Genomic DNA, 24,232 nt, shown 5'->3' with positions numbered 1-24,232 from the left:
GGCTCTCCTTGATCGATGATGATGCACAGGGCTGCCGTCCTCGGTGCGGCACCGCCTGTCCCAGGAACAGGAAGGGGTTCCCCATGCGGGAAACGACGCCGGACCATTCCCCGTCGGACGATCGGTCGGTCCACGGCTCGGACGAGGAAGCTCAGGTGATCGTGGTGGGGGCGGGACCGGCGGGCTCGGCCGCGGCCTTCCACCTCGCCAGGGCGGGCGTCGATGTCCTGCTCCTGGAGAAGTCCCACTTTCCCCGGGAGAAGGTGTGCGGGGACGGTTTGACGCCACGAGCGGTGCACCAGCTCATCAGGATGGGCGTCGACATCAAGGCTCCGGGGTGGACGCGTTCACGGGGGATGCGATGGGTGGCCGGGGACCATCAGGTGCACATCGACTGGCCCGCGCTCGGGCGTTACCCGGATTTCGGGCTCTCGCGCAGCCGGCACGACTTCGACGACATCCTGGCCCGGCACGCCGTCGCCGCCGGAGCCCGGCTGCACAGCGGCGTGAAGGTGACCCAGCCTCTGACCGATCGCGCCGGCCGTGTCACCGGTGTCACCGCCACGACCTCGGCGAAGGAGCCATTGGCCTTCCACGCGCCGATCGTCATCGCCGCCGACGGCGCCTCCGCCCGCCTCGCTCTCGCCATGGGCCTGCAGCGGGACAGGAGCAGGCAGATCGCGACGGCCGCCCGCCGCTACTACCGAAGTCCGGAGCGTTCCCAGGAGGAGTACCTGGAGCTGTGGGCCGATCTCCGCTTCCCGGGGAGCGATCACTACCTTCCCGGATACGGCTGGATCTTCCCCATGGGCGACGGCCGCGTCAATGTCGGTCTCGGTGCGCTGCCCCACCGGCGGCACGGAAAGGCGGACCTGCGGGCCACGTTGGACGAGTGGCTGGCGCGCACCCCGCACGCCTGGGGACTGCGCGAGGAGAACGCGGAGGGCCCTGTCCGGAGCGCGGCCCTTCCGCTGGGCTTCAACCGTCACCCCCTCTACACCCGCGGGCTCCTCCTCGTCGGCGACTCCGGAGGCATGATCAGCCCCTGGAACGGCGAAGGCATCGGCCAGGCCATGGAAGCCGGCGAAGTCGCGGCCGAGACCGCTGCGCTCGCCCTCGCACTCCCCCGGGGGCCCCGGCGGGAGCAGGTGCTGCGCGGCTATCCCGTCGAGATGAACCGCCGCTGGGGGCGCTACTACCGTCTCGGGAACACGGCCGCCGACCTCGTCTTCAGCCGTTCGGGTTTCCAGCCGGTCCTCAACCGTTACGTCATGGGGTCGCCATTTCTGCTCAACACCCTGGCCCGGCTGCTGACCAACCTCACGGACAAGCCCTCCCACGACCTGATCGACCATCTGCTCAACGGCGTCGTGCGTCTCGTCCCGGAACCGAAGGTACGACGCAGGCGCTGAACCGCGAGTCCCGGCCGGGGGTTCACAACTGCTGGTCCAGTACCTTGTTTTGGCGAACATGGGCACGATTGAGTGAACGGTGTTCCGGTCTGTGGGTGCGCCTGACTGGGTGTGTGTGACGTGTGTGACGCGATCTGGGACGCCGGGTGTGGCGTCAGCAGTCGGGGCCCCGTATCACCGGAGTGGTGGTTCGGGGCCTCCTCGTCGCCTCTGGCCACACCCACATGGCCAGGTCGTAGGGATTCCGCCCGCCTGGGACGGACCGCATACGGGATATGCGTCACCGCCCAGGACGCGAAAGCGGAGGACCAGCGTGCCCAACACCGTTCGGGGCGTGCCGGTGAGACAGGACTCACTCCTGCTCACTGCCCAGGAGCGGTACGAACAGCACACCGGGGAAAGCCTGCCGGCTGCCCCCGGAGCGCTGTGTCCCGTAACTACTCGTCGATCGTGGCCCCGTACGCCGCGTCCAGTGACGGAGCCCTGAGCGAGCCCCCGCCGTACGTCCACGAGCCGGTGGCCGTGGCCCCGCCCGAGCCGGCCGAGAGCACCCACGCCACGCCGTCGCCGGTGTTCTCACCGGGGGGCGGACGCCAGCAGGCCGAAGCGGCCGTCCCTGTTCGGGTCGGTCAACCTGACCCGACCGCCCCAGCGGTCGCTCTTCTGCGCGGTGCCCGACACATGCGCGGAGTTCTGGTCCCACGACTTGGCACCGGTGGCGGTCAGCCCGCCGGCTGTACCACGCAGCACCCACACCGCTCCCGCGTCCGCGACCGTGCCGATGTCCTCGCCGGACGCCCCGATGGCCACGTCCGCGTACCCGTCGCCGTCGGTGTCCGCGACGGAGAGGTCCGTGCCCCAGCCGTCACCGCGCTCGGCCGTCCCCGGGACACCGGGTGTGTTCTGGGTCCACCACTGCGGCGGGCTGTCCGCACCGTCGACGCCGAGCGGCCCGTCGGGGCTGCCGTAGTGGACGCCGACCAGACCGCCGGTCATCGATTCGCCCCCGTTGTCGGGGATGTGCGGTTCGCCGGTGACGAGGTCGTCGTAGCCGTCGTTGCTGATGTCGCCGGATGCCGCGACGGGGCCGCCCCGCAGATCGCGCTCGTACACCAGGCCCTGCACCTGCCCGGAGAAGAACGACGACCAGCCGTGACCCGGCTCGTCGCCGACGGTGACTCCGGAGACGATGAGGTCGGCGAGACCGTTGTCGGCAGAGGGCCGTTCGACGACGAGACCTAGGACCGGCGGCGAGGCTTTCCTCGTTTGCCGCCCTTGGCGCCACCGGAACCGCTTCGCGTGCTCTTCCCGGCCGCCTTGCCGGCTGCGGGCTTGCGGCGTGCACCGCCCGCTTCGGGGCGCTTGCCCTTCGGCTGCGCCGGGGTCTTGGGGCGGCCCCGTGAACTGTTGACGGTCCGCCCCCGGACGATCCCGATGAAGTCCTCCACCAGGTCTGTCGTCTCGTCCTCCAGCCACGACAGTGCGACGCGAGACTCGGGGGCGTCCGACACCGGCCGGTACGTGAGGTCCTTGCGGTGGTGCAGGCGGGCGAGCGACTGCGGGACGACGAGAAGGCCCACTCCGGCCGCGACGAGCTCGATCGCGTCCGCCGTTGTGGCGGGCCGCTCGATCGCGGGCCGTCCCGGCCGGTGCTCCCATTCGAGGGTGTCGTCGAGCGGATGCAGCACGATGTCGTCGGCGAGATCCCCGGCGGAGACCTCGTCGACCGCTGCCACGACGTGGTCCTTCGGGATCACGACCACCGTCGTCTCGGTGTAGAGGGGGATCGCGCTGAGGGCCGTCCGGTCGATGGGCAGCCGCACGAGACCCGCGTCGGCGCCGCCGCCCCGCAGCACGTCGGACGCCTCGGCGGCCGACACCCCGATGAGGGTCAGCGGGACGTCGGGCAGCCGCTCGTTCCAGATCCGCACCCACTTGGTGGGCGTCACCCCCGGGACGTACGCGAGCCGGAACGAAGGGGTTTCTTCCGAGCTTGTCACTCAGCCAGGTTACCGGCCCTGGTCAGAGGTAGCGCACATGCTCGATACCCTTGGCATCATGACGTCGCACAAGACCACCCAGACAATGAAGCCCGCAACCGCGGCAAAGAAGCTGGGTGTGTACCTCGAGGCCACCCCCGCCGAGTTCCAGGAGGGTGTCGTCTCGCGCACCGAGCTGAACACACTGCAGTCCGATCCGCCCGAGTGGCTGCAGGAGCTGCGACGCAACGGCCCGCACCCCCGGCCGGTGGTCGCGGCAAAGCTGGGCGTCTCCATCTCCGGTCTCGCCCGTGGCGGAATCACGGACGCCCTCACCACGGACCAGATCGAGGCGCTGAAGAAGGACAACCCCGACTGGCTCCAGCAGGAACGCGCCACCCAGGCCGAGGTCCGGAAGGAAGCGGTTCGCATCAAGGAGAAGAACGCGGCGCGCGCCGATCAGTCCCCCGGTCCGCGTTCCTGACCTTTGTCCCTCGGCTGTCCCTCGGCGTGACGGCCCACCGTCGGCACGCGCCTCGTTCGACAGTGCCGCGCCGACGGCGGACGGCGCGGCCTGGACGGCACAAGGGCTGCCGCCCGTGACCCTGTGCGCGGCATCCTTCATCGCCCCGTCGCGTTCGGCTGCGCCGGTCTTCGTCGGCAGTCTCGGCTACCTCGCCGTGGGCGACACGGCGTCGCTCCTGACTTCGCTCGCGCTGAACGCCGCGCTCGTACCACTCGTCGGACGGTGCGTCGCTCGGAGGGTATGCAGCACACCTTCCCGGGGTTCGGGCCACCACGGCCGACGGCCGGCTTCTTCGTACGGTTCGGTATCCCCACGGGCCTCGCGGCCGCCTTCCTCGGCATGCTGCTACCGGTGCTCGGCATCCCGTTCTCCGTCTGGGTCCTCATTCGGTGTCGCGCAGATGGCCGCGGCCCCGCGGACCGGACGGCGCCCGGTGTGGCGCCCCTGACCGTAGGTGCGGCGCCCACAGAGCGTGCCGCCTCCGCCGTGCCCCGGGCGACGGGCGATCAGTGGCCATTGCGCTCCGCGGCGGTGAGGGCCTTCTCAGGCACGGTCGCCTCGTCGGCGATAGCTTCCCCCGTTCGGAAGCGGGTTTGGGAGAATGATCGGTATGACAGGGTCTGAAGCTTTCGAGCCGGAGTCGGAGCGCGTCACTCGACAGCTGCGGGACGACATTCTTGATGGTGTTCGACAGCCGGGCAGCAAGCTCGTCGAACGCGAACTCGCCGCAGAGCTCGGGGTGAGCAGACTGCCCATCCGCGATGCGCTCAAGGTGCTCGTGACCGAGGGCCTGGTCACTCCCCGGCCGCGGACGTGGGCGGTCGTCCGGGAGTTCACGTCCACGGACATCGCGGATCTCAACGAGATTCGTACGCCCCTTGAGCTGCTCACCTTCCGGCTCGCTGCTCAGCGGCGTACTCGGCCGGGCCTCGAAAAGCTTCGTTCGGACCTCGACGCCGAGCTGGAGGCCGCTCGTACGGGAGATGCCGTGCGGGCTCGACGGGCCGCCGCCGACTTCCACCAGGCAGTGACCTCGTTGGCCGGCAACGCGATGCTCAGTGAGCTGGAGCGGACACTTCGGAGCAGGATGCGATGGCTGCTGGCGCAGCATGACGATCTCATGGCAGTCGCGAACGAGCACGAGGCCCTGTACGCCGCGATCGCGGAGCGGGACGTTCACCGAGTGGAAGAACTGGTCGTGAAGCACCTGGCGAGCAGCCGTAGCGCGGCCGCTGCGCGTCGGAGGCGGTCTCAGGGTTCCTGACGGAATGCGGCCTCGGGGCGATCCGTGATCGGCACAGCCGGTAGGGAGCCGCATCACAGCTCGAATTCATTTGGGATACCATTTTCTTCATGACCCGAGTGACACTGGCGAACGTCCGCCCTTGGGGTGCGGCACCCGTGGACATCGTGATGTCCGGCGCCGAGATCCTGGCCGTCGTGCCCGCCGGAACCGCGAGCGATGACGGTGAACACCTCGATGGGGGCGGCCTCCTCGCTCTTCCCGGCTTCATCAATGCGCACGCCCACGTCGACAAGAGCTGGTGGGGCCAGCCGTGGGTTTCCTATGGCGGAGAGGCCACGACTCAGGGGCGCATCGCCCACGAGCGCGCCATGCGTGACGGACTCGGTATCCCAAATGCGGCCTCGACCACCGCGGTGCTGGGCGAGTTTCTCCGGCACGGCACGACAGCGGTGCGCAGCCATGTGGATGTCGACCTCGCTGTCGGGCTGCGAGGGATCGAGGCCGTCCGCGAGGCGGTGGACGCTCTCGATGGCGCGATCGAGGTGGAGATCGTCGCATTCCCGCAGGACGGTGTGATGCGCCGTCCCGGTGTGCTGGAACTGCTCGATCAGGCAGCCGGCGCGGGGGCGACCAGTATCGGCGGCATCGACCCGGCTTCGATCGACCGTGATCCCGTGGCGCAGCTCGACGGTCTGTTCGACATCGCGCAGCGCCGCGACGTCGGTCTTGATATCCATCTGCACGACGGAGGGGAGCTCGGCGCGTTCCAGTTCGAGCTCATCATCGACCGCACCCGGCGTACGGGCTTGCGGGACAGGGTGACGATTTCGCACGGCTTCGCCCTCGGGGAGCTCTCGGTGAGCCGACAGCAGGACCTGCTCGACGGCTGCGAGGAGGCCGGCATCGCGTGGGCAACCGTGGCCCCGCCCCGTACCGCGCCGCTTCCCTGGCGAGGGATGCGGGACCGCGGCATCCCGGTCGGTCTCGGCACCGACGGAATCCGCGACCTGTGGTCCCCGTACGGTGACGGCGACATGCTGCGCATCGCGCTCGGCTTCGCGCGGCTGCACGGACTGCGCACCGATGAGGAGCTCGCGTACGCGGTGGAGCTGTCCTCCACCGGTGCGGCCGGCTTTGTCCACCGCCGCGTCCACGACATCGTCGCGGGAGCACGCGCGGACATCGTTCTGGTGGACGCCGAGAACGTCCAGGACGCCCTCGTCCGCTCTCCGCGGCGCCAACTCGTGGTCGCGGGTGGGCGCGTGGTTGTCCGGGACGGGGAGCTTCAGGTCTGATGCCGGTCGGCGAGCGCGGCACGGCCACGACGGACACGTTCCGGTAGCGGTGCCCCCTCTGTGCGCAGCGCTGCCGTCCGTCGCCCGCGAGCCGCCGCGCCCGCAGTGCGACACTCGGCCGGCGAAGCAGCCGTCCCGGGCACGGGTGCCCGCAGTGCTCGCCTCGGCCTTCCGTGCCTGGGTACTGTCCGCAGCCCGCCGCCCGCCGACGGGCGAGGGGAGTTACGAGGCGCCGGGCGCCGTGATGATGCGTTCGGCGGCGGCGCGGGCCGCGCGCACCGACGCGGTGACGGTGCGGATCAGGGCAGCACGGTGGTCGTGCAGATAGAAGTGGCCGCCGGGGTAGAGGTGGACGCCCTGGAGGTGCGGGGAGTGGTCGGCCCAGGCCTTGAGCCTCCTGGGTTCCACGACAAGGTCCTGTTCACCGCCGAAGACGGTGAAAGGCAGCGGCGGTGAACCGGTGGCGGGGTCGCGCGCCCAGGTGTCGACAAGTTTGAAATCGCTGCGGAACACGGGCTCGAACAACTGCCACACATCGTCGTTGTCGAGCAGCTCGGCGGGGGTACCGCCGAGCGATCGCAGCCAGTCACGCAGTTCGGCGTCGGAGCTCTCGTGCCGCCCTGGGCGGCGCCGGTACTCCGCTCCCCTGGGCGGACCGAAGGCGGAGAGCCCGAGCCAGACCGGCATCGGCCCGCCCTGCGCGGCGAGCCTCAGGGTCAGTTCGTACGCGGCCAGGCCGCCCATGCTGTGCCCGAAGAAGGCGAACGGCCGGTCGAACAGCGGCAGCAACTCCTGATGGAAGTGGTCGACCAGATCTTCGACGCGGTCGACGGCGGGCTGATCGCGCCGGTGCGCACGCCCAGGGGCGTTGAGCAGACACAGCTCCCAGTCCGGCGGGAACTCCGGTACCCAGTTCCGGTAGAGCAGATGCGAGCCACCGGCGTGGTGGAAGAGGAAGAGGCGCAGGGACGGGTCGGCGACCGGGCTCGGGCAGACGGCGGATCCACGGAACACGGCGGTATGTGTCATGCGCCGGCCCTTCCCGTGGCGGCCCGGGGGCCGGGGACGGTCAGGACCTGCTGTGCCCGGCGCGGCTCGACTGACTCCAGCAACTGCACTCCCATCGTGGCAATCCTTGTCGCACAGCGCGCCACATGACGTCGCAGGGCGATTGTCGCATTGCCCTCGGACATCGGAGCCGACTTCCGTGGCGACATCGGCTGGGGTCTTCCGTTTGGATCAGGCCGGATCAGGGAGCGGGGTGAGGAGGGAGGCGGATGGGGTCTCTCCTGCTCGAGCGCAGCCGAGAGCCTGGGGAAGGAGCGGCCCCTCCGAGACCTGCCACGGACATCACTGTCATCACCACGACTTGGCGCGGCGTCATCCCGATCGGCTTGAGCATGCCCACGTCGCCGCGGCGCTCCCGGGTACTCAGGAGGACGGTGTGCATCGGCCTGCGCCGTGCGCACGAGGAGCAGCCCAAGCGGCGCAGGGCCCGGGCGTCCCACCCGGGGCGGGAAGCCCGGGCCCTGCGCGTCGTATGCCGCGGCGCCCCTACTCCTGCCCCGGCATGACCGCCGGGATGGCCTCGGGGTTCAGCAGTTGCGTCAGATGACGGGCCGATGCGTCCCAGGACCAGGACTCCTGAGCCCACTTACGGCCGGCGGCGCCCATCTCGGCGGCCTGGTCCGCGTCGAGCAGTATCCGGGTCAGCGCGCCCGCGATCGCCGCCGTGTCGGTGCCGTCCACGACCCGGCCGGTCCTGTCGTCGAGCACCGTGTCCGGGGCGCCGCCCGAGTCGCCGACGACCACCGGCAGTCCGGTCGCCGCCGCCTCCAGGAACACGATGCCGAGCCCTTCCGCCTCCAGACCGGCCTTCCTGGTACGGCACGGCATGGCGAAGACATCCGCCGCCGCGTAGTACGGCGGAGTCTCGGTGTGCGACTTTCCGCCCACAAAACGGACCGAGCCCTCGGCGTGCCGGTGCGCCAGCTTGCGCAGCCGTGCCTCGTCCGGCCCCCGGCCGACCACGACGAGCACCGTGTCGGGCACCTCCCGCCGGATCAGCGGCAGGGCCCGGATCAGCATGTCCTGGCCCTTGCGCGGGACCAGGCGGGCCACACACAGGATCACGCGCTTGCCGTGCAGGCCGAGCTCCGTACGCAGGTCGAATCCGGCTTCGGCGTCGGGCCGGTACACCTCCGAGTCGACCCCCGGCACCAACCGGCTCATGCGCGCACGCGGGCCCAGGGACGGCCCGATCCGGGCGCGCGTGTACTGACCGAGATAGGTGACGACGTCCACGCCGTCGCCGATACGGCGCATCATCTGACGCGGACCCGGGGTCCTGGCCCACCAGATCTCATGGCCATGGGTGGTCGCCACCATGCGCTGGATCCCACTGCGGCGCAGGGCCGGCGCCATGAGGGCCAGGGGCGCAGCAGCCCCGAACCAGACCCGGTCGCAGCCGTGGGCCCTGGCTATCTCGACGGCCCTCCGGGTGACCCGCCCGGTCGGCAGCAGCATGCCGCTGGAGTCCCGTACGACAGGGAACGGAAGGGCCGCGTCGTACGCGGTGTCGCCCGGCTCGCGCGAGGTGTACACGACCACGTCGTCGTCCGGTATGCGCGTGGCCATGGCGTGCACGAAGGTCTCTATGCCTCCCTGGCGCGGCGGGAAGTCATTGGTGATGACAAGGGTGGAGCCCATGGGTGTGTTGGATCCTTCAGCTGGATGCGGTCGAGCGGGCCGAGAAGAGGTAGTTGCGGCAGTCATCGGTCACGTCGGCAACACGCTTCCAACCCCGGTTCCGCCAGCGGTACATGTCGTAGCCGAGCTCGCCGAGCCGGCTGACGAGGTCGCCCGACTTCGTGTCGTACTTCTCGAGGTGACGGTCCTCGATCTCGAGCAGGAGCGCGGGCCGGTGGCGCAGCAGCGTGCGCCGGGCCCCCGACAGCACGGCTGCCTCCGCCCCTTCGACGTCGGCCTTGATGAAGTCGACGCGATCGAGGCCCATGTGGTTGCACAGACCGTCCACCGTCCGCACCGGTGTGGTCACGGGGTGGGAGGTGGGGAATTCGACGTTGGGTCCGGGTCCCGAGGCGCCCTCGGTGAGATAGGCGCGTCCGTGGACGGGCAGCAGACGGCGCCGGGGCAGGCTCATCGTTCCTTCATGTGCCCGCGCGCCGAGAGCCATGCGGTGAACGGTGACGTTGTCGCAGCCGAGGGCGGCTGCCGTGACCCTCAGCCATTTCGCGGGGCCGGGCAGCGGTTCGACGCTGTGCACCTTCCCCGACGGTCCGGCCAGCGCGGACAGGCACCAGGTGTAGAGGCCGTACTCGGCCCCGATGTCGAGGCAGACAGCGCCCGGCCGCACCAGCGGCCGCAGGCCCGCCACTTCTTCTTCCACGAAGGGCCACCGCGAGGACGCCCAGCGAAGCGCGAGCGCGACGGATGACACACGCAGCCCCAGGTGCGGGCGACCGCCGGACCGGAGAACCGAGGCATCCGGCCGACGCGTCAACCTGCCGTTCATCAAAAGCCTTTCAGCCTGCTTGGGCGTACGGATCCTGCTGCCGGAGCGACGCCACACTCGATCGGCATTCCATCGCATCATCAGATGCGGGGTGATCCCATCCTTCTCCGGAAGCAGATTGGCCGGCACGTCAGACCTGAGATGTACATCTCAGGGTTGGTCCCACAACCGCTGAAACCCTCATGAAAGAACGCAGATCATGGCTTCGCACCCTGTCCACGAACAATGGGCGGGGTGCGAAGTCTTCGGGTGAGACAAAGACCGGCCAAAAGGGAGTGCCGATTCCACCCGTTGACCAGAACCAGATGGTTGGCAACGGGGTAGGGCGGGAACTTGGCTCGCGCCGTTCTCCATGTGGGCGCGGGCCTGCCGTGATCAGCATGAGGGAACGGTGCCATGGTGGAGGCGCGGCACAGGCGTACCGCAGGTCGCCGACCGAAAGCGGCTGCCGGCCCGTCGCCGTGCTCGATGTGGCGGTGCCTCCTCAGTACCCGCCCGGTCGCACCAGGCCCGTCTCGTACGCGTGGATCGCGGCCTGGGTCCGGTCACGCAGGCTGAGCTTGACCAGAATCCGGCTCACATGCGTCTTGACGGTCTGTTCGGCCACCACCAGCCGCTGGGCGATCTCCGCGTTCGACAGGCCCTGCGCGATCAGGGACAGAACCTCCGTCTCGCGCTCCGTGAGGTTGCCGCTGCGGCCCTTGACCGGGCCGCGGGGGACGTCGGACACCCGGGAGAACTCGGCGATGAGACGCTTGGTGATGTTCGGCGCGAGCAGTGCCTCGCCGGACGCCACCACCTTTACGGCATGGGCGAGTTCCGTGGCCGACGCGTCCTTCAGCAGAAACCCGGACGCGCCGGCACGCAGCGCCTCGTACACATACTCGTCGAGGTCGAAAGTGGTCAGGACGAGGACCTTGGAGGTGGCGGCGGGCGATGCCATGATGCGGCGCGTCGCCTCGATGCCGCCGACCCCGGGCATCCTTATGTCCATCAGTACGACGTCGGGGGCCAGTTCGGCGACCCTGGCGACGGCGTCGAGGCCGTCCACGGCCTGGCCGACGACCTCGATGCCGGGTTCGGCATTGAGCAGGACCGTGAATCCCTGACGGACCATCACCTGATCGTCGGCGATCAGCACGCGGGTGGTGGTCACGGGTTGTCCTCCACAAGGTCGGCAGGCATGGCGGGAAGCTGCGTGGGCAGCATCGCGATCACTTCGTATCCTCCGTCGGAGGTGGCGCCGAAAGCCAGCGTGCCACGCAGCACCGCAGCGCGCTCCCACATGCCGAGCAGACCGTGGCCGGCGCCCGGCGAGGGCTGGGCGGTCCGGGTCGGCGCGGTGTCGGCGATCCGGAAGGTGCCCGCGGACGGGCGGTGGCCGGCCTCCACCCGTACCTCCGCTCCGGGCGCGTACCACGTCGCGTTGCTGAGCGCCTCCTGGATGATACGGAACGCCGACAGTTCGATGCCCGGTGTCAGATGGGCCGGCTCGCCGGTGGTGTGAGCGCTGACGGTGAGCCCGGCGCTGCGCACATTGCCGAGCAGCTCGCCCAGCCGGTCGAGGGTGGGCTGCGGGGCGTGCCGCTTCCACCCCGGAAACGCCACGGCAGCTCGCCGGAACCGAACGTTCCGCGCCAACAACCGGTCACCTCTTCGACTGCCGTACCACGCCGGGCGGAGCAACGGTTGGGGTCCGCCGCACCGGTATCACGCACGAGGGGTGTCCGGGGTCCGTCCGTCCACGATCCGGGCGATGTTCTTCAGGGGTACGGAACCGGGCTTCAGGTAGTCGCTGTGGCCGCCGGAGCCCGCGTCGAAGGTGTGGGCGCCGAAGCCCTCGGACACCGGGTCCGCACCGAATCCGACCTCTACGGTGGGGAGTTCCAGCCGTACGTGCGGAACATCGGCAATCCAGTCGGTGCCGCCCCGGCCCGCCCAGACCGCGGCCCGGGTGTGCATCGCGGCCACGTCGTCGACTCCCACACCGGGGCTGCCGTACAGGACGATGTCCGCGACCTCTACTCCGGCCGCGGCCCGTGCGCAGACGACGGAACCGTAGGAGTGGCAGAGCAGAGAGGTCCGGGCCGCAGGCTTGGCGCCTTTCAACTTGCGCAAGAAATCGCTCAGTTCGGGAGCGGCGTCGTCGGCCCGCCCCGAGGTGGCCGCCGTCAGGCTCACAGTGGCCGGCGTCTCGTACCCGAGCCAGGCGACGACGGCGGACCGGTCGCCGAGCTCCCTCTGCAGCGCCTGGGCGCCGCCCTTCAGCCGCCAGTAGTTGTCGACACTTATGCCCGCACCCGGGACCAGCACGGCGATCCGGTCGGCCCGGGCGAGGTCGCCGAAGACCTCGACGGTGCGGCCGCCGTCCCGGCCGTCGAAGGAGATGAAGTGGCGCGCAGGGTCTGCCAGGACGCGCAGCGCATCGGCCCGCCTCCCGTCGCCGTGGCCGTCGGCCATCCGCGCGGCCGCCGCGATGTCCGCGCGCGTTGCAGCCCACCGCTCGACGAGAGCGCCCGGGGTGGCGGCCGGCAGCGGACCCGGGACGGTCGGAACGGGCGCCGGTACGCCGGCGGGCCTGACCGCACCCGACACCGGTACGGTCACCGAGGCGACGACGAGTGCGGCGAGCAGGGCGCGGCACAGGCGGCTTCTGCGTGGGCGGGACACCATGTAGATGGTTCCTTCCGTACCGGATGTCTTCGTGCTTGCAGTACAGAAGCTATGAATCGCACCTCGTAGTCTGCGTCCCGCCGGGGAGGGAACCTTCCGCGTAGTTCTGAAGTACGAGGGGTAGGAGGCGGAGCCGCTCAACCGCCGATCTGCTCGAGGGGCGTATGTGGGCGCTCGCGCCGACGGCGGACACCGATACCGATACGCTCAACACGGCCCTGGAACTGGTAGCGCTGTGCGGCGCCGTGCCGGTCGGGCCGTGCCCGGATCTCCGGCAGGCACGGTACCCAGCCCGAGCGCTTCAAGGTGGCGACCATCATAATCAGGGACCAACCGGGCGAACTGGCACGACTGTTCGCGGATATCGATCGCGCGGGCATCAACATCGAGGACGTCTGCATCGAGCACGCCACCAGCCAGTTGACCGGGCTGGTCCACGTCAGCGTCGCACCAGGCCCGACGGTGCCCCTGAAAGAGGCTCTCCAGGCCCGGGAATGGCGGCTGCGCTGAGTGCAGGAAGCATCCGGCCCGCGAACACATCGCCGCGCACCGAGGGCGGTGGTGCGTCGGTTGCGGTCCGCCGGTCCGACAAGTGAGCGGATATGGCACAGTCGTGCCGGTGGAAGAGCTGCGACCTCAGGACCCCGCGCACATAGGCGCGTACCGGATTCTCGCCCGGCTCGGCGCGGGCGGCATGGGACAGGTGTATCTCGGTCGGTCGCCCGGAGGACGGCTGGTGGCCGTGAAGGTGATCCGCGACGAGATCAACGATCACCCCGAGGCACTGGCCCGGTTCCGGCGGGAGGCCGCGACCGTGGAGGCCGTACGCAGCGCCTACACCGCCCAGTTGATCGAGGCGTCGCTCGGCTCGTCCCCGTACTGGCTGGCCACCGAGTACGTGCCGGGGCCCACGCTGCGCGGCGCCGTGGGCACGAGCGGCCCGTTCCCGCCGGACAGCGCCCTGCGGCTTTTCGCCGCGCTCGCCGAGGGGCTGGCCGCGGTCCATGTCCACGGGGTCACGCACCGGGACCTGAAGCCGCAGAACGTCATCCTCGCGCCGCAGGGACCGCAACTGATCGACTTCGGCATCGCCCGGGGACTTGAGCAGACGATCCTCACCCGGGACGGAATGGCACCAGGAACGCCCGGGTACGCGGCGCCCGAGGTCGTCCTGCGCAACGAGGTCGACCCGGCGGCGGACGTCTTCGCGCTGGGGGCGACGATCGCCTACACGGCGACCGGCCGGCCCCCGTACGGCACGGGCGATGCGGCTGCGGTGAGCTACCGGACCGTGCACGAGGACATCGACCTGGCGGGGGTGCGGCCCGCGCTGGCCGCACTGATCCGGCAGTGTGTCGCCAAGGACCCGGCGGAGCGGCCCGAGCTGGCCGCCGTGATCGCCCACTGCGCGGTGGACTCGGCGCTGGCTACGGACGCCCACTACCGCGCGGTGGCCCGCGACGCCGAACCCGTGCCCGTCCATTTGAGCACGCCACCTTCGGAGGCGGAACCGGAGACCGGGGCCCTGACGCGGCCGGCGGATCGCGAGCCGGAGGATCAGGTGCCTGAGCGGTCAGCCGAGACCGTACCGCCGGGGACGCCCGACACCACGCCGTACGACGCGCCGGATCACCAACGGCGGCATCCCGCCCGCACCACACGTCGCAGGGGCTGGCTCGCCGCATGTGCGGTGGCGCTCGTCGTGCCGGCGACGGTGTGGCTGCTCCCCGAACAGGACAGCCGAACCCCCGGAGCCGCACCCACGACCGACGTCTCCGCGTCCCGGTCGGCGACCGAGGGTCCGGCGGGCCGGCCACCGGACCACATCGTGAACGGCCGTGTCTCGCAGGACCGCTGGACCCTGTCGGACGATCCGAAGCAGGCCGCGCAACGCATGGGCTCCTGCGACCTGGCCAGTTTCGCCGGGTCCTCACCGTCGATCGACCTGCTGTCGTCCGTCTCGCACACCACCGGCTCGGACACCGCCGCGGTGGAGCTGCGTCCCAAGACTTCCGGCCAGGGAAAGCGGCCCGCGCCGTACTACATCTCCGTGGGGGTACGGCCCCCGCACGAGACCGACCGCGCCACCGGCCGGCCCCTCCGGTCCGTGGGAAAGGGCATCGGCTTCACGAGCAAGCCCGTCGACATCTACTCCCGGTGGTCCTCGGGCGGGACCATCAAGCTCAACTATCCCGACGACTTCCGGGCCCACTTCGGCAATCGGACCGTCGACGCGATCCCGGTCGGTGACGACAGGGGCGACTGGACCGTGGTGCTGTACCACGTCGAGGGCGGGCCCACGAAGTACACATCCATCGGGTGCAACGGCTTCCATGCCTAGGACACCGTTCACGGCGGTGCCGACGTGTAACTCCCCACCGCCCGCAGAACGGGACCGGGTCCGCGACCGGCCCTCCAGTCACCCGCTCTGCTGCCAGGACGCCGCTGTGTCGGCACCCGTACGTTCGCGGCCCGAGGACAGCCGGCCCACGAGGTCCGCGGACCGGGTCCTGTACCGAGTCACGGATGCCATCTTGATCTCCTCGTAGCCACGCACGATGTCGGGCAGTGAGGCGATCTCGACGGCCAGCTCGTGGGAGTCCATGTCGAGATTCCGGCAGACCTCGGTGATCGTGGCCTCGTACTCGACGACCAGGGCCCGTTCCGTGCGCCGCACGCGCGCCGCTCCGAAGGGGTCCAGGCGCGTGCCACGGAGCCTGCGCATCGCAGCGAGGGCTTGGAAGGCCGGCTTGAACCAGGGTCCGAGTTCGATCTTGCGGTTCATGCCGAGTGCCCGCAGGACGGGCGGGTGGAGACGGTAGGACATCCGTGCGCCGTCCCCGAAGCGGGCCTTCACCTCCCGCTCGACCTCGGGGTCGAGGGAGAGCCGGGCCACCTCGTACTCGTCCTTGTACGCCATCAGCTTGTGCAGGTACCTGGCCACTGCCTCGGTGAGTGCGGTCGAGCCGGGGGCGCGCTCACACTCGGTCCGGCGGACCTGTTCGACGAAACGTGCGTATCTCGTCGCGTACGCGGCGTTCTGGTACGCGATGAGATCCGGTACGCGGACCTCCAGGAGCCGGGCGAGCTCCGACCCGGGGGCGGCCCCGACCAGTGCGAGGGTGTGCCGGGCCTCGGCGGACAGGCCGCGTCCCGACTTCGCCGGGGTGACACGCCCTTCCAGGAGGTCGGCGAAGGCTCCGGGGTCGGCGACGGCCTGGCGGCCGAGGCGGAACGCCTTGATGTTGGCTTCGGCCTTCACTCCGTTGAGGGTGATGGCCTCCTCGATGGCGTGGGCCGGCAGCGGCAGCCCGCCGGTCTGGTAGGCCGCGCCGGTGAGCAGGAGATTGGCGAACTGGTCCTCGCCCAGCAGGTCGTTCGCGAGTCGGCGCGCGTCGAGGAAGACTGTGTCCTTGGCCTCTGCCCTGATCCGTTCCTTGAGAGGTTCGGCAGGCGGGAACGACACCTCCGGGTCGATCACCATCTGTCCGGTCGGGACCTCTGCCGTGGAGACCACCGCCACCGTTCGCGCCGGGGCCGCCGCGGCCAGATGTCCTGGTTCCGCGGCGACGAGCAGGTCACAGCCGAGGTAGAGATCGCACTCGTCCAGGGCCGCCTTGCCGGCCTGTTCCGTCGCCTCCTCGGTGATTTTGATGTCGGAGACGACCGCGCCGCCCTTCTGGGCCATGCCGGTCTGGTCGAGGGCCCTGACGTGCAGGCCCGCGAGCGAGGCCGCGGTGCTGAGGATCTGCGCGAGGGTGATCACCCCGGAGCCTCCGACGCCTGTGATCCGGGTGGTGTGGGAGGCCGGTACGACGGGGTCCGGATCGGGCAGCGTCGCGCCGTCCGGCATCGGGGCGGGAGTGAAGTCGGCCTTTCCCTTGGCGGGGACGACGGTGAGGAAGGAGGGGCAGTCCCCCGCCAGACAGGCGTAGTCCTTGTTGCAGGAGGACTGATCGATCCGGGTCTTGCGGCCGTATTCGGTGTCGACGGGCTGCACGGAGAGGCAGTTGGACTGCTGTCCGCAGTCGCCGCACCCCTCGCACACCCGCTCGTTGATCATCACGCGCTCGGTGGGTTCGGGCACAAGACCACGCTTGCGCTTGCGCCGGAGTTCCGTCGCGCATTCCTGATCATGGATGAGCAGGGTGACGCCGGGGGTCCGGGCAAGCACCTCCTGGGCCTCGGCCAGCCGGTCGCGGTGCCAGACGACCACGCCCTTCGGAAGCGTGACCTTCCGGTAGCGCTTGACGTCCTCGGTCGTGACGATGATGCGCTCGACACCTTCCGCCAACAGCCCTTGGGCGATCGCGGGCACGGGCATGACGCCGACGGGCTGCTGACCGCCGGTCATCGCCACCGCCGAGTTGTGGAGCAGCTTGTACGTGACGTTCACCCCGGCCGAGACCGCCGCCCGAATGGCGAGACTGCCGGAGTGGTGGAAGGTGCCGTCGCCGAGATTCTGGATCAGGTGGTCGCGTTCGAGGAACGGCTGCATGCCGATCCACTGGGCGCCCTCCCCTCCCATCTGGGTCATGCCGATGACGTCCCCGGCCTGGGAAGGGTCCATGAGTGTGACCATGGCGTGGCAGCCGATCCCGGCCCCGACGGCGGCGCCCTCGGGTGCCTTGGTCGAGAGGTTGTGGGGGCAGCCGGAACAGAAGTAGGGGGTGCGGCTCAGCACGGGCAGGAGTGGCAGCGTCTTGCGCCGGGCCGCTGCCCGAGTGGTGTCCAACCAGCTCTGTACGGTGGGGAGTCCGCCCAGTGCGTTCAGACGGGGCGCAAGCCGCGCGGCGACGGTGTCGGGGTCGAGTTCTCCGTCGAGGGGGAACAGGACCGAACCGTCGGGTGCGCGCTTGCCGGAGACGGACGGCTGGTCACCGCGCCCGTAGAGCAGGTCCTTGACGGCGGTCTCGATGAGTGGCCGCTTCTCCTCCACGACGACGATGTGGCGCAGCCCTCTCGCGAACCGTTCGACGATCGTGGGTTCCAGCGGATGGATCATGCCCAGGTGCAGCAGGCGCACACCGCGGCGCTCCAGTTCGGTGTCGTCGAGTCCGAGGATGCGCAGGGCCTGGCGGAGGTCGAGGAACGTCTTGCCTGCCGCGACGATGCCAATGCGGTCGTCGGGGCCCGTCCTGGTGATCCGGTTGAGGTTGTTGGCGACGGCGTAGCGGCGGGCGATCTCGAGGCGGGCGCCGTCCCGGCTGCGTTCCAGGTCGCCGAGGGCCGGTTGCAGCATCCGGGTGCCGACGGTGTGGCGGTACGGCACTCCGTCGGCCGTGAGGTCCGGGACGACCGGTGCGATCCGTCCGGCGCTCACGTCGACGGTGCCGGAACCGTCCGCGACCGCCGTCACGATTTTCAGCGCCACCCATAGGCCGGCTGCCCGGGACATCGCCACGCCGTGCAGTCCGAAGTCGAGGGCTTCCTGCGGGTCGGACGGGTAGAGCGTGGGCAGTCCCAGGTCGGCGAGGAGCAGTTCGGAGGCGCCGGGCACGGTCGACGACTTGGCGGCGGGGTCGTCGCCGACCAGGGCGAGCGCACCACCGTCGGGGTGGGTGCCCATCAGGTTGTTGTGCCGGATGGCGTCCGAGGCGCGGTCGAGGCCCGGGGACTTGCCGTACCAGATCGCCGTGATGCCGTCGACGCGCTTGTCCGGCTGCGCTGCGGCCAGTTGGGTGCCCTGGACGGCCGTCGCCGCGAGTTCCTCGTTGACGCCGGGACGGAAGACGATGTCGTACTCGTCGAGGAGGGAGCGGCAGCGGGCGAGCTCCATGTCGTATCCGGCGAGCGGCGAGCCCTCGTATCCGGAGATGAATCCCGCGGTGCTGCGGCCCTCGCGACGGTCGGCGCGGCGGATGTCGAGCGGCAGGCGGGCGAGCGCCTGGATGCCCGTGAGGTGGAGGGTGCCCTCCTCGCGCACGTATCGATCCTGAAGCGTGGGACGGGGGCCGGTTGCTTTCTGAGGGGTCACCACTGTGTTCCTCCGGAGGCATCTGTGGTCGTCGGGGCGGGCGAGGAGTCGGTCCCGTACGAGAGGGGCGGCGGCCGGGACGGCCGTGTCGGCGGGGCGCAGCCGCGGTGCGCGGGGCGGGGCGGCGGGCGTCGGCCGACACCGGTCGGCGCTGGTCGATACCGGTCGGCGTCGGCCGGGGCCGGGGCAGGCGTGACAGACCGGGCGGCCGAACTCGGCCTTCCAGGCCGAAAGGCCGAAAGGCCGAAAGGCCGAAAGGCCGCGGTGAAGGGACTCCGGGCGAGGGCCGGGAGCGCCGGGCTCGGGGCCCCGGCGCTCCGCTCGCGATCCGCGCCGGAACAGGGCCTGTCTTTCGGATCAGGCCGAGCCGGCCCTAGGCGGTCTGCTCGACCGCGTCGAGCAGGGCGGCGAGCGCGGACGCAGGGGATGATCCCGCGGCGCTGTGCCACGCGATGTGGCCGTCCGGTCGGACGAGGAGGGCTCCGTCCTCACCGATCCGGAGCAGCTCCGGACAGTAGCCGTCCGGGCTGGTGACATCCCGGCCGATCACGACAGTCTGTTTCGCCACGCCTTCCCCGGTCTCCGCGAAGGCATCGGCCCAGGCGGCGCCCCCGGGCCCCGTGAGGAGGGTGAAGCCCGGCATGAGGAGGTCGTGCGTCGACACCCGTTCCCCGTCACGTTCGACCCAGGCGTGCGGAAGTCGCGCTCCGGGGACGGCAGTCGGTGTGTAGTCGGTGGCCGAGAGCGGGGCTCCGCCGACGCCGCCGGCGTGCCGGCTCGCCCCGTAGATGTATCCGATCTCCTGGTTGAGCGCGTCGAAGTGCGGGCGCTGCAGAGGGACGGCTTCCGCGATCCGCCGGCGTTGCGCCGCGGCAACTGACGGGTCCGGGCTTTCGAGGCGTGCGGCGATCCTGGCCGTCTCGGGCCCTATGCCGACCTCGGCCATTCTGATGGCGTTGAGCATGCTGTGGCGGGCGTTGTCGACGGCGACCGGTCGACGTTCACGCTCGTAACTGTCGAGCAGGGCGTCGGAAGCGCAGCCCGCCAGCACGGCGGCGAGTTTCCAGCCGAGGTTGTCCGCGTCGGCGAGGCCGCTGTTCATGCCCAGGCCGCCTGTCGGCGGGAACTGGTGCGCCGCGTCACCGACGAGGAGGACACGGCCGCTGCGGTAGGTCTCGGCGGTCCGGGCCGTCATGGTCCACGGCCCCACGGAGCGGATGTCCACGTCGAGTTCGGTGGTTCCGACAGCGTCCCGGATGATCTGGGCGCACCGTTCGGGCGGGTAGTCCCGCGGCGATTCGGCAGCTGGGTCGAAGCTCCGCTGGAAGGTCCACCGGCGAACGCCGTCCATCCCGATGAGGAGTCCCGGGGAGGCGCTGTTGATCAGCCAGATCAGCAGGGCGGGATCCTGCCCCATCCACGGGGACAGGTCGGCGTGGAAGTAGATGTTCAGCTGGTGGCCGAGGACCGGAGAGCCGTCCATCGCGATGCCGAGCTTGTCGCGCATGCCCCCGGTCGCCCCGTCCGCCGCCACGACGTAACAGGTGCGCAGGATCTGCCGCTTGCCCACGCCTTCCACGGTGACGTCGACCGAATCGCCATGGTCCGTCACCTCCACGACGGCGGTGCTGTAGTGGACGGTGGCCATGCCCTGGGCGAGGACGGCGTCGAGGAGGTGCTGCTGCACACGGTCCTGGGCGCAGGAGGTGAGCTGCTCGGCGGAGGCGTGGACCCGGCGCAGGAGTTGGTCCTCCGGCCCTTCGACGAGGTCGATCCGGCCCAGGGGTTCCCCGGCGAGGGTCTGTTTCCACAGGATCGTGCCGGCCCACGCCGGGTCGACCGCGTCCGCGCGGACGGCATCCGCGATGCCCCAGGTGCGGAACAGTTCCATGGACCGGGTGTTGACGACATGGGCCCGGGGGTGCGGATTGACCCCGTCGTACTGTTCGAAGACCACGCTGCGGACGCCATGCCGGCCCAGGACGAGCGCGGTCGCCAGCCCCACGGGGCCGGCTCCGATGATGACGACCGGGGTGTCGGTGGCGGTCATCAGCGCCTGACCAGTTCGGCGAAGGACTCACCCGAATCGAAGCGGCGCACCAGGTCGTCGGGGTCGAACTCGACGCCGATCGGATTGGCTTCGAAGGCTCCGGACCGGAACCACTCGTCGAGGGCTTCCCCGGTGGCGAAGTTGTCGATCTGGAGCTCGATGTGATTGCCGTCGGGATCCTCGAAGTACATCGAGGTGGTCGGACCGTGGTTGATGCACCAGAAGGGGAGGATGCCGTCCCCCTTCAGCCGCTGGTACGTGCCGAGCAGATCGCCGATCGTGGCGTAGGTGAATGCCGCGTGGTGCAGACCGGTGTGCGCGTCCGTCGGACGCTCGGACGCTCCGGTGGCGACCAGCGCGACACGGTGGTGTTCATCGTCGTAGGTCAGGAATGCGAGGACGTCATTGGCGAAGGTGACGCGGCCTTCGAGAACGTTCATGTACCACTCGGTCATGACCGGCAGACGGCCGGTGCGCAGGACGATGTGGGCGAGTTTGCCTGGAGAAGCCATGGGACAGCGACCTCCTCATCGAGGGCACGGCAGCCCTCTTGGCTGCCATACAAGAGAACCCTAGACAGGCTCTTGTATGACAGTCAAGAGATGGCGCTCAGCGTGCCGCCGCGACGGCCACCAGCGCCTCCATGAGGAGGTCGATGAACTCTTCGACCGGCCGGTCCAGCTCCCGGGCGCTGACCAGCAGCCCCTCGAACAGCACATGGGCCATGTCCGCCACAGGCTCGACGTCGGCCCCCTCGGACAGTCGGCTCGCGACGGCCGCCAGAAGGCGACCCTCCAGCCACTCCCACATGCGGGAGTAGACGTCAGCGAGGGCCGGCGACTCATCCATGCGGTCGTACGCCTCCCGGTGCAGTCCGCGATACGCCTCCAGGTCGGCAAGGAACGCCACCAGCTGCCGCCGCGGATCACCTCCGATCACGGGGTCTGCCTCGACACGCTCCCGCTCACGCAGGAAGAGGCGGTCCAGGGTGGCGGCGAACAGGTCGTCCTTGGTCGGGAAGTACCAGCGCACGGCATTGGCCGCGACACCGGCCGCCTTGCCGACCTCGGTCAGACTGGTCCCCTTGTACCCCTTGACGGCGAAGAGCTCCCAGGCACTGTCGACCAGGACGGCCTCGCGCTCGGCTTTCGGGATCTGCTGACGGTTCCGTGGCATAGCAACCCAGCCTAGGCGGCGCACACTCACCCCCATTCACGGCACCGGGAAACAGCAACCCCGCAGCCCACAAACTCTTGACTCCAAAACAAGAAAGCTCTTGACTCGGGAGCAAGAGAATGTCCCCGACACGTGGGAGTCCGTGATGCGCCTGTACAGCACAGCCCTGGGCATCGCCAGGGAGGAGAGCCCCGGCGAGCTCTCCGTACTCGATCTCCCCTTCGCCGACCTGGGCGCCCTCCTGCGCGGACCGGGTATCGACGCCGCACGCGCGGCGGCGGTCGTCCGGCGGGTTGCGCTCGATGAGGTCCGGGTGCACGCCCCCGTTCCCCGGCCCGGGAAGATCCTGATCGTCGGCCTCAACTACCGCAGCCACGCGGAGGAAGCCCTGGAGATGTTCGCCGCGATGGGGCGGCCCGGCATCACCCTGCCGACGGAGCCGAATTTCCAGGTGGTCGCCGGATCCGCGGTCACCGCACCGGGCGGTGACATCCGCCTGCCGGCCGTCGCGGCAGGCCAGGTGGACTATGAGGGCGAGGTGGCCGCCGTGATCGGCAGGCCCGCGAACGCCGTCCGCGCCGCCGACGCAAAGAGCCACCTCGCCGGCCTGACCATCGCCAACGACGTCTCCGCACGCGATATCCAGCAGCGCGCCATAACGGGCGATCCGACCGCGTCCATCGGCGTGGCCAAGAGCTTCGACACCTTCAAGCCGCTCGGCCCCTGCCTGGTCACCCCGGATGAGTTCGCCGACCCGCTCGACCTGAGGCTGCGCACCCTGGTCAACGGTGACGTACGCCAGGACGACCGCACCAGCGGCTTCATCCACGGCGTGGCCGGGCTGATCTCCTACCTCTCCCGCTACCAGACCCTCGAACCCGGAGACGTGATCCTCACCGGAACACCGCGCGGCGCCGGCGTCTTCTCCGGTCGCCACCTTCGCCCCGGCGATGTCGTCGAGGTCGAGGTCGAAAACATCGGCACGCTCCGCAACCGCGTGACGGCCGCCCCCGAGCACGGGAGCACGGGCACATGACCGGCAGAACGCACCGCATGAGCCACTCCGCCCCGACCGCGGCGTCACCGGGCTGATACCGCTCAATGCGGGCAGCACTGCGCCGGGCGGTGCGCGGAGGTGAACCGCGTACCGCCCGCCCCGGAAATGGCGCCCGTGGATCAGGAGTAGAAGTTGCGCTGCCACCGGTGCTTGGCCAGCAGGGCGAGCTGGTCGGCGGTGAGCGCACGCCCGTCGCTCAGGGCCGTGTTGCGCTCGACGTTGCGTACGGTGCGCATGCCGGGGATGACGGTGGAGACCGCCGGCGAACTCAGTACGAACCGCAACGCGTTCTCAGCGACCTCATCGGGTGCGATGCCGAGTTCGGCGACGATCGCGGCCACCCTCTGTTCGACCTGCGCCGGGCGGTCGTCGCGGAAGTAGCGGTTGCGCCAGTCGCCCTCGGGGAACGTCGTACCGGCGGTGATCCGGCCGGTGAGGCCGCCCTCGTCCAGCGCAACCCGCACGATGACACCGACGCCGTGCTCCTCACAGGCCGGCAGCAGCGCGTCGGCGGGCGCCTGGTCGAAGAGGTTGTAGATGACCTGCACGCTGTCCACGGCACCGCTGCGTACGAGTGCGAGTGCGCTGTCGGGCTGGTGGTCGTTGATGGAGACTCCGAACAGGCGGATCTTTCCCTCCTGCTTCAGTTCGGCGATCGTCTCCAGCCAGTCGCCCCGGCCCACCCAGTCGTCGCTCCAGACGTGGAACTGCAATACGTCGAAGTGGTCCAGGCCGCTGATGCGCAGACTGGTCTCCAGGCTTGCGCGGATGTGCTCGCCCGGAAACGTCTCGGCCGGGTCCAGACCATCGGGCGCCGGCCACATTCCGTTCCTCGGCGGCACCTTGGTGGCGACGAGCACCTCGTCGCCGGCCCGCTCGCGGACGACCCGGCCGACGATTCGCTCGCTCTCACCGTAGCCGCGGGCGGTGTCGATGAAGTTCACGCCGAGGTCGATGGCCCGGTGCAGGGCGCGTACGGATTCGTCCTCCGTGGCACCCACCCAGGCTGACTCACCGATGCCCCAGGCGCCGTAACCGATCTCGGACACGGACACTCCACTGCGTCCCAGCTCGCGATAGCGCACAATCACCCTCCACGTCATGGTCCTCGCCCTGGACGGGCCGAGGCCTCCGCCAGGAATCACGTCGACGATAGGCGACCGGGGCGGCGTGGTCAGGCGGGTTTCCGCGTCGCCGCGGTCCGCGAAGGCCGGGTCCGCGATGCCGGATCTCATCACCGTCAACCCGTGCATCACCATCATGGTGATCGGCGAGAAGTGCGCCGACATGACGAAGGAGGACGAAC

General features: G+C 70.0%; 19 protein-coding genes and 1 pseudogene. 7 read left to right on the top strand and 13 right to left on the bottom strand.

Going from position 1 to position 24,232, the window contains the following annotated elements:
• The first annotated feature begins 83 nt into the window (after positions 1–83).
• Positions 84–1,412: a geranylgeranyl reductase family protein gene (locus NRF20_RS38590; protein ID WP_398633283.1), complete on the top strand. Its 1,329-nt coding sequence runs from the start codon at positions 84–86 to the stop codon at positions 1,410–1,412.
• Between the two features lie 437 nt (positions 1,413–1,849).
• On the opposite strand, the pseudogene NRF20_RS38585 reads toward NRF20_RS38590, so the two are convergent.
• Both NRF20_RS38585 and NRF20_RS38580 read right to left on the bottom strand, forming a co-directional pair.
• Positions 1,850–2,621, bottom strand: a pseudogene (locus NRF20_RS38585) (FG-GAP repeat protein); the annotation flags it as partial.
• Positions 2,622–2,650: 29 nt separating this feature from the next.
• Positions 2,651–3,412: a LysR family substrate-binding domain-containing protein gene (locus tag NRF20_RS38580; RefSeq protein ID WP_398633280.1), complete on the bottom strand. Its 762-nt coding sequence runs from the start codon at positions 3,410–3,412 to the stop codon at positions 2,651–2,653.
• 58 nt (positions 3,413–3,470) lie between these two features.
• On the opposite strand from NRF20_RS38580, the gene NRF20_RS38575 reads away from it, so the two are divergent.
• The 3 genes from NRF20_RS38575 to NRF20_RS38565 all read left to right on the top strand — a co-directional run bounded on the left by NRF20_RS38575 (position 3,471) and on the right by NRF20_RS38565 (position 6,458).
• Entirely contained in the window at positions 3,471–3,875 is a 405-nt protein-coding gene (locus NRF20_RS38575; protein ID WP_266363991.1) for a DUF5997 family protein, read from the top strand.
• A gap of 652 nt (positions 3,876–4,527) precedes the next feature.
• Entirely contained in the window at positions 4,528–5,181 is a 654-nt protein-coding gene (locus NRF20_RS38570; protein WP_413754076.1) for a GntR family transcriptional regulator, read from the top strand.
• A gap of 89 nt (positions 5,182–5,270) precedes the next feature.
• Complete coding sequence (locus tag NRF20_RS38565) at positions 5,271–6,458, top strand: amidohydrolase (RefSeq protein WP_413754075.1); 1,188 nt, start codon at positions 5,271–5,273, stop codon at positions 6,456–6,458.
• Positions 6,459–6,680: 222 nt separating this feature from the next.
• On the opposite strand, the gene NRF20_RS38560 is transcribed toward NRF20_RS38565, so the two are convergent.
• The 6 genes from NRF20_RS38560 to NRF20_RS38535 all read right to left on the bottom strand — a co-directional run bounded on the left by NRF20_RS38560 (position 6,681) and on the right by NRF20_RS38535 (position 12,666).
• A complete protein-coding gene (locus NRF20_RS38560) occupies positions 6,681–7,487 on the bottom strand; it encodes a thioesterase II family protein (RefSeq protein WP_413754074.1) in 807 nt (268 codons plus the stop codon).
• Positions 7,488–8,012: 525 nt separating this feature from the next.
• Positions 8,013–9,167 (bottom strand): glycosyltransferase family 4 protein, encoded by a 1,155-nt coding sequence (locus NRF20_RS38555; protein WP_398633276.1) that lies wholly within the window; start codon positions 9,165–9,167, stop codon positions 8,013–8,015.
• Between the two features lie 16 nt (positions 9,168–9,183).
• The gene (locus NRF20_RS38550; RefSeq protein WP_398633275.1) at positions 9,184–9,867 is read right to left on the bottom strand and encodes an FkbM family methyltransferase; all 684 of its coding nucleotides are present in this window, start codon (positions 9,865–9,867) and stop codon (positions 9,184–9,186) included.
• Between the two features lie 610 nt (positions 9,868–10,477).
• Positions 10,478–11,149, bottom strand: a complete 672-nt coding sequence (locus NRF20_RS38545; RefSeq protein WP_413754073.1) for a response regulator — start codon at positions 11,147–11,149, stop codon at positions 10,478–10,480.
• Positions 11,146–11,601 carry a sensor histidine kinase gene (locus NRF20_RS38540; protein ID WP_413754072.1) on the bottom strand — a complete coding sequence of 152 codons (456 nt, stop codon included), beginning with the start codon at positions 11,599–11,601 and terminating at the stop codon, positions 11,146–11,148. Before NRF20_RS38540 ends, NRF20_RS38545 begins: the two co-directional genes overlap by 4 nt.
• A 102-nt stretch (positions 11,602–11,703) precedes the next feature.
• Complete coding sequence (locus NRF20_RS38535; RefSeq protein WP_398633272.1) at positions 11,704–12,666, bottom strand: alpha/beta hydrolase; 963 nt, start codon at positions 12,664–12,666, stop codon at positions 11,704–11,706.
• Positions 12,667–12,972: 306 nt separating this feature from the next.
• Here NRF20_RS38535 and NRF20_RS38530 point away from each other — a divergent pair, with 306 nt between their 5' ends.
• The gene (locus NRF20_RS38530) at positions 12,973–13,176 is read left to right on the top strand and encodes a hypothetical protein (protein ID WP_398633271.1); all 204 of its coding nucleotides are present in this window, start codon (positions 12,973–12,975) and stop codon (positions 13,174–13,176) included.
• Between the two features lie 109 nt (positions 13,177–13,285).
• Positions 13,286–15,007, top strand: a complete 1,722-nt coding sequence (locus tag NRF20_RS38525) for a protein kinase domain-containing protein (protein WP_413754071.1) — start codon at positions 13,286–13,288, stop codon at positions 15,005–15,007.
• A gap of 78 nt (positions 15,008–15,085) precedes the next feature.
• Here the strand turns inward: NRF20_RS38525 and NRF20_RS38520 are convergent, their stop codons facing one another.
• The 4 genes from NRF20_RS38520 to NRF20_RS38505 all read right to left on the bottom strand — a co-directional run bounded on the left by NRF20_RS38520 (position 15,086) and on the right by NRF20_RS38505 (position 21,869).
• The gene (locus NRF20_RS38520; protein ID WP_398633269.1) at positions 15,086–18,643 is read right to left on the bottom strand and encodes an indolepyruvate ferredoxin oxidoreductase family protein; all 3,558 of its coding nucleotides are present in this window, start codon (positions 18,641–18,643) and stop codon (positions 15,086–15,088) included.
• Between the two features lie 373 nt (positions 18,644–19,016).
• Positions 19,017–20,693, bottom strand: coding sequence for an FAD-dependent monooxygenase (locus tag NRF20_RS38515; RefSeq protein WP_398633268.1), 1,677 nt, complete (start codon positions 20,691–20,693; stop codon positions 19,017–19,019).
• Positions 20,693–21,205: a VOC family protein gene (locus NRF20_RS38510; protein ID WP_398633267.1), complete on the bottom strand. Its 513-nt coding sequence runs from the start codon at positions 21,203–21,205 to the stop codon at positions 20,693–20,695. The genes NRF20_RS38515 and NRF20_RS38510 overlap by 1 nt, the downstream gene beginning before the upstream one ends.
• 97 nt (positions 21,206–21,302) lie before the next feature.
• Positions 21,303–21,869, bottom strand: a complete 567-nt coding sequence (locus NRF20_RS38505; protein WP_413754070.1) for a TetR/AcrR family transcriptional regulator — start codon at positions 21,867–21,869, stop codon at positions 21,303–21,305.
• Positions 21,870–22,014: 145 nt separating this feature from the next.
• Between NRF20_RS38505 and NRF20_RS38500 the strand changes: the two genes are divergently transcribed.
• Positions 22,015–22,905: a fumarylacetoacetate hydrolase family protein gene (locus NRF20_RS38500; RefSeq protein ID WP_413754069.1), complete on the top strand. Its 891-nt coding sequence runs from the start codon at positions 22,015–22,017 to the stop codon at positions 22,903–22,905.
• Between the two features lie 140 nt (positions 22,906–23,045).
• Here NRF20_RS38500 and NRF20_RS38495 read toward each other — a convergent pair whose 3' ends face one another.
• The gene (locus NRF20_RS38495) at positions 23,046–24,011 is read right to left on the bottom strand and encodes an aldo/keto reductase (RefSeq protein WP_398633323.1); all 966 of its coding nucleotides are present in this window, start codon (positions 24,009–24,011) and stop codon (positions 23,046–23,048) included.
• Between the last annotated feature and the right edge of the window lie 221 nt (positions 24,012–24,232).

This window comes from Streptomyces sp. R-74717 (assembly GCF_047305335.1).
GTDB lineage: Bacteria > Actinomycetota > Actinomycetes > Streptomycetales > Streptomycetaceae > Streptomyces > Streptomyces atratus.
This window is presented reverse-complemented; position numbering and strand designations above follow the sequence as displayed.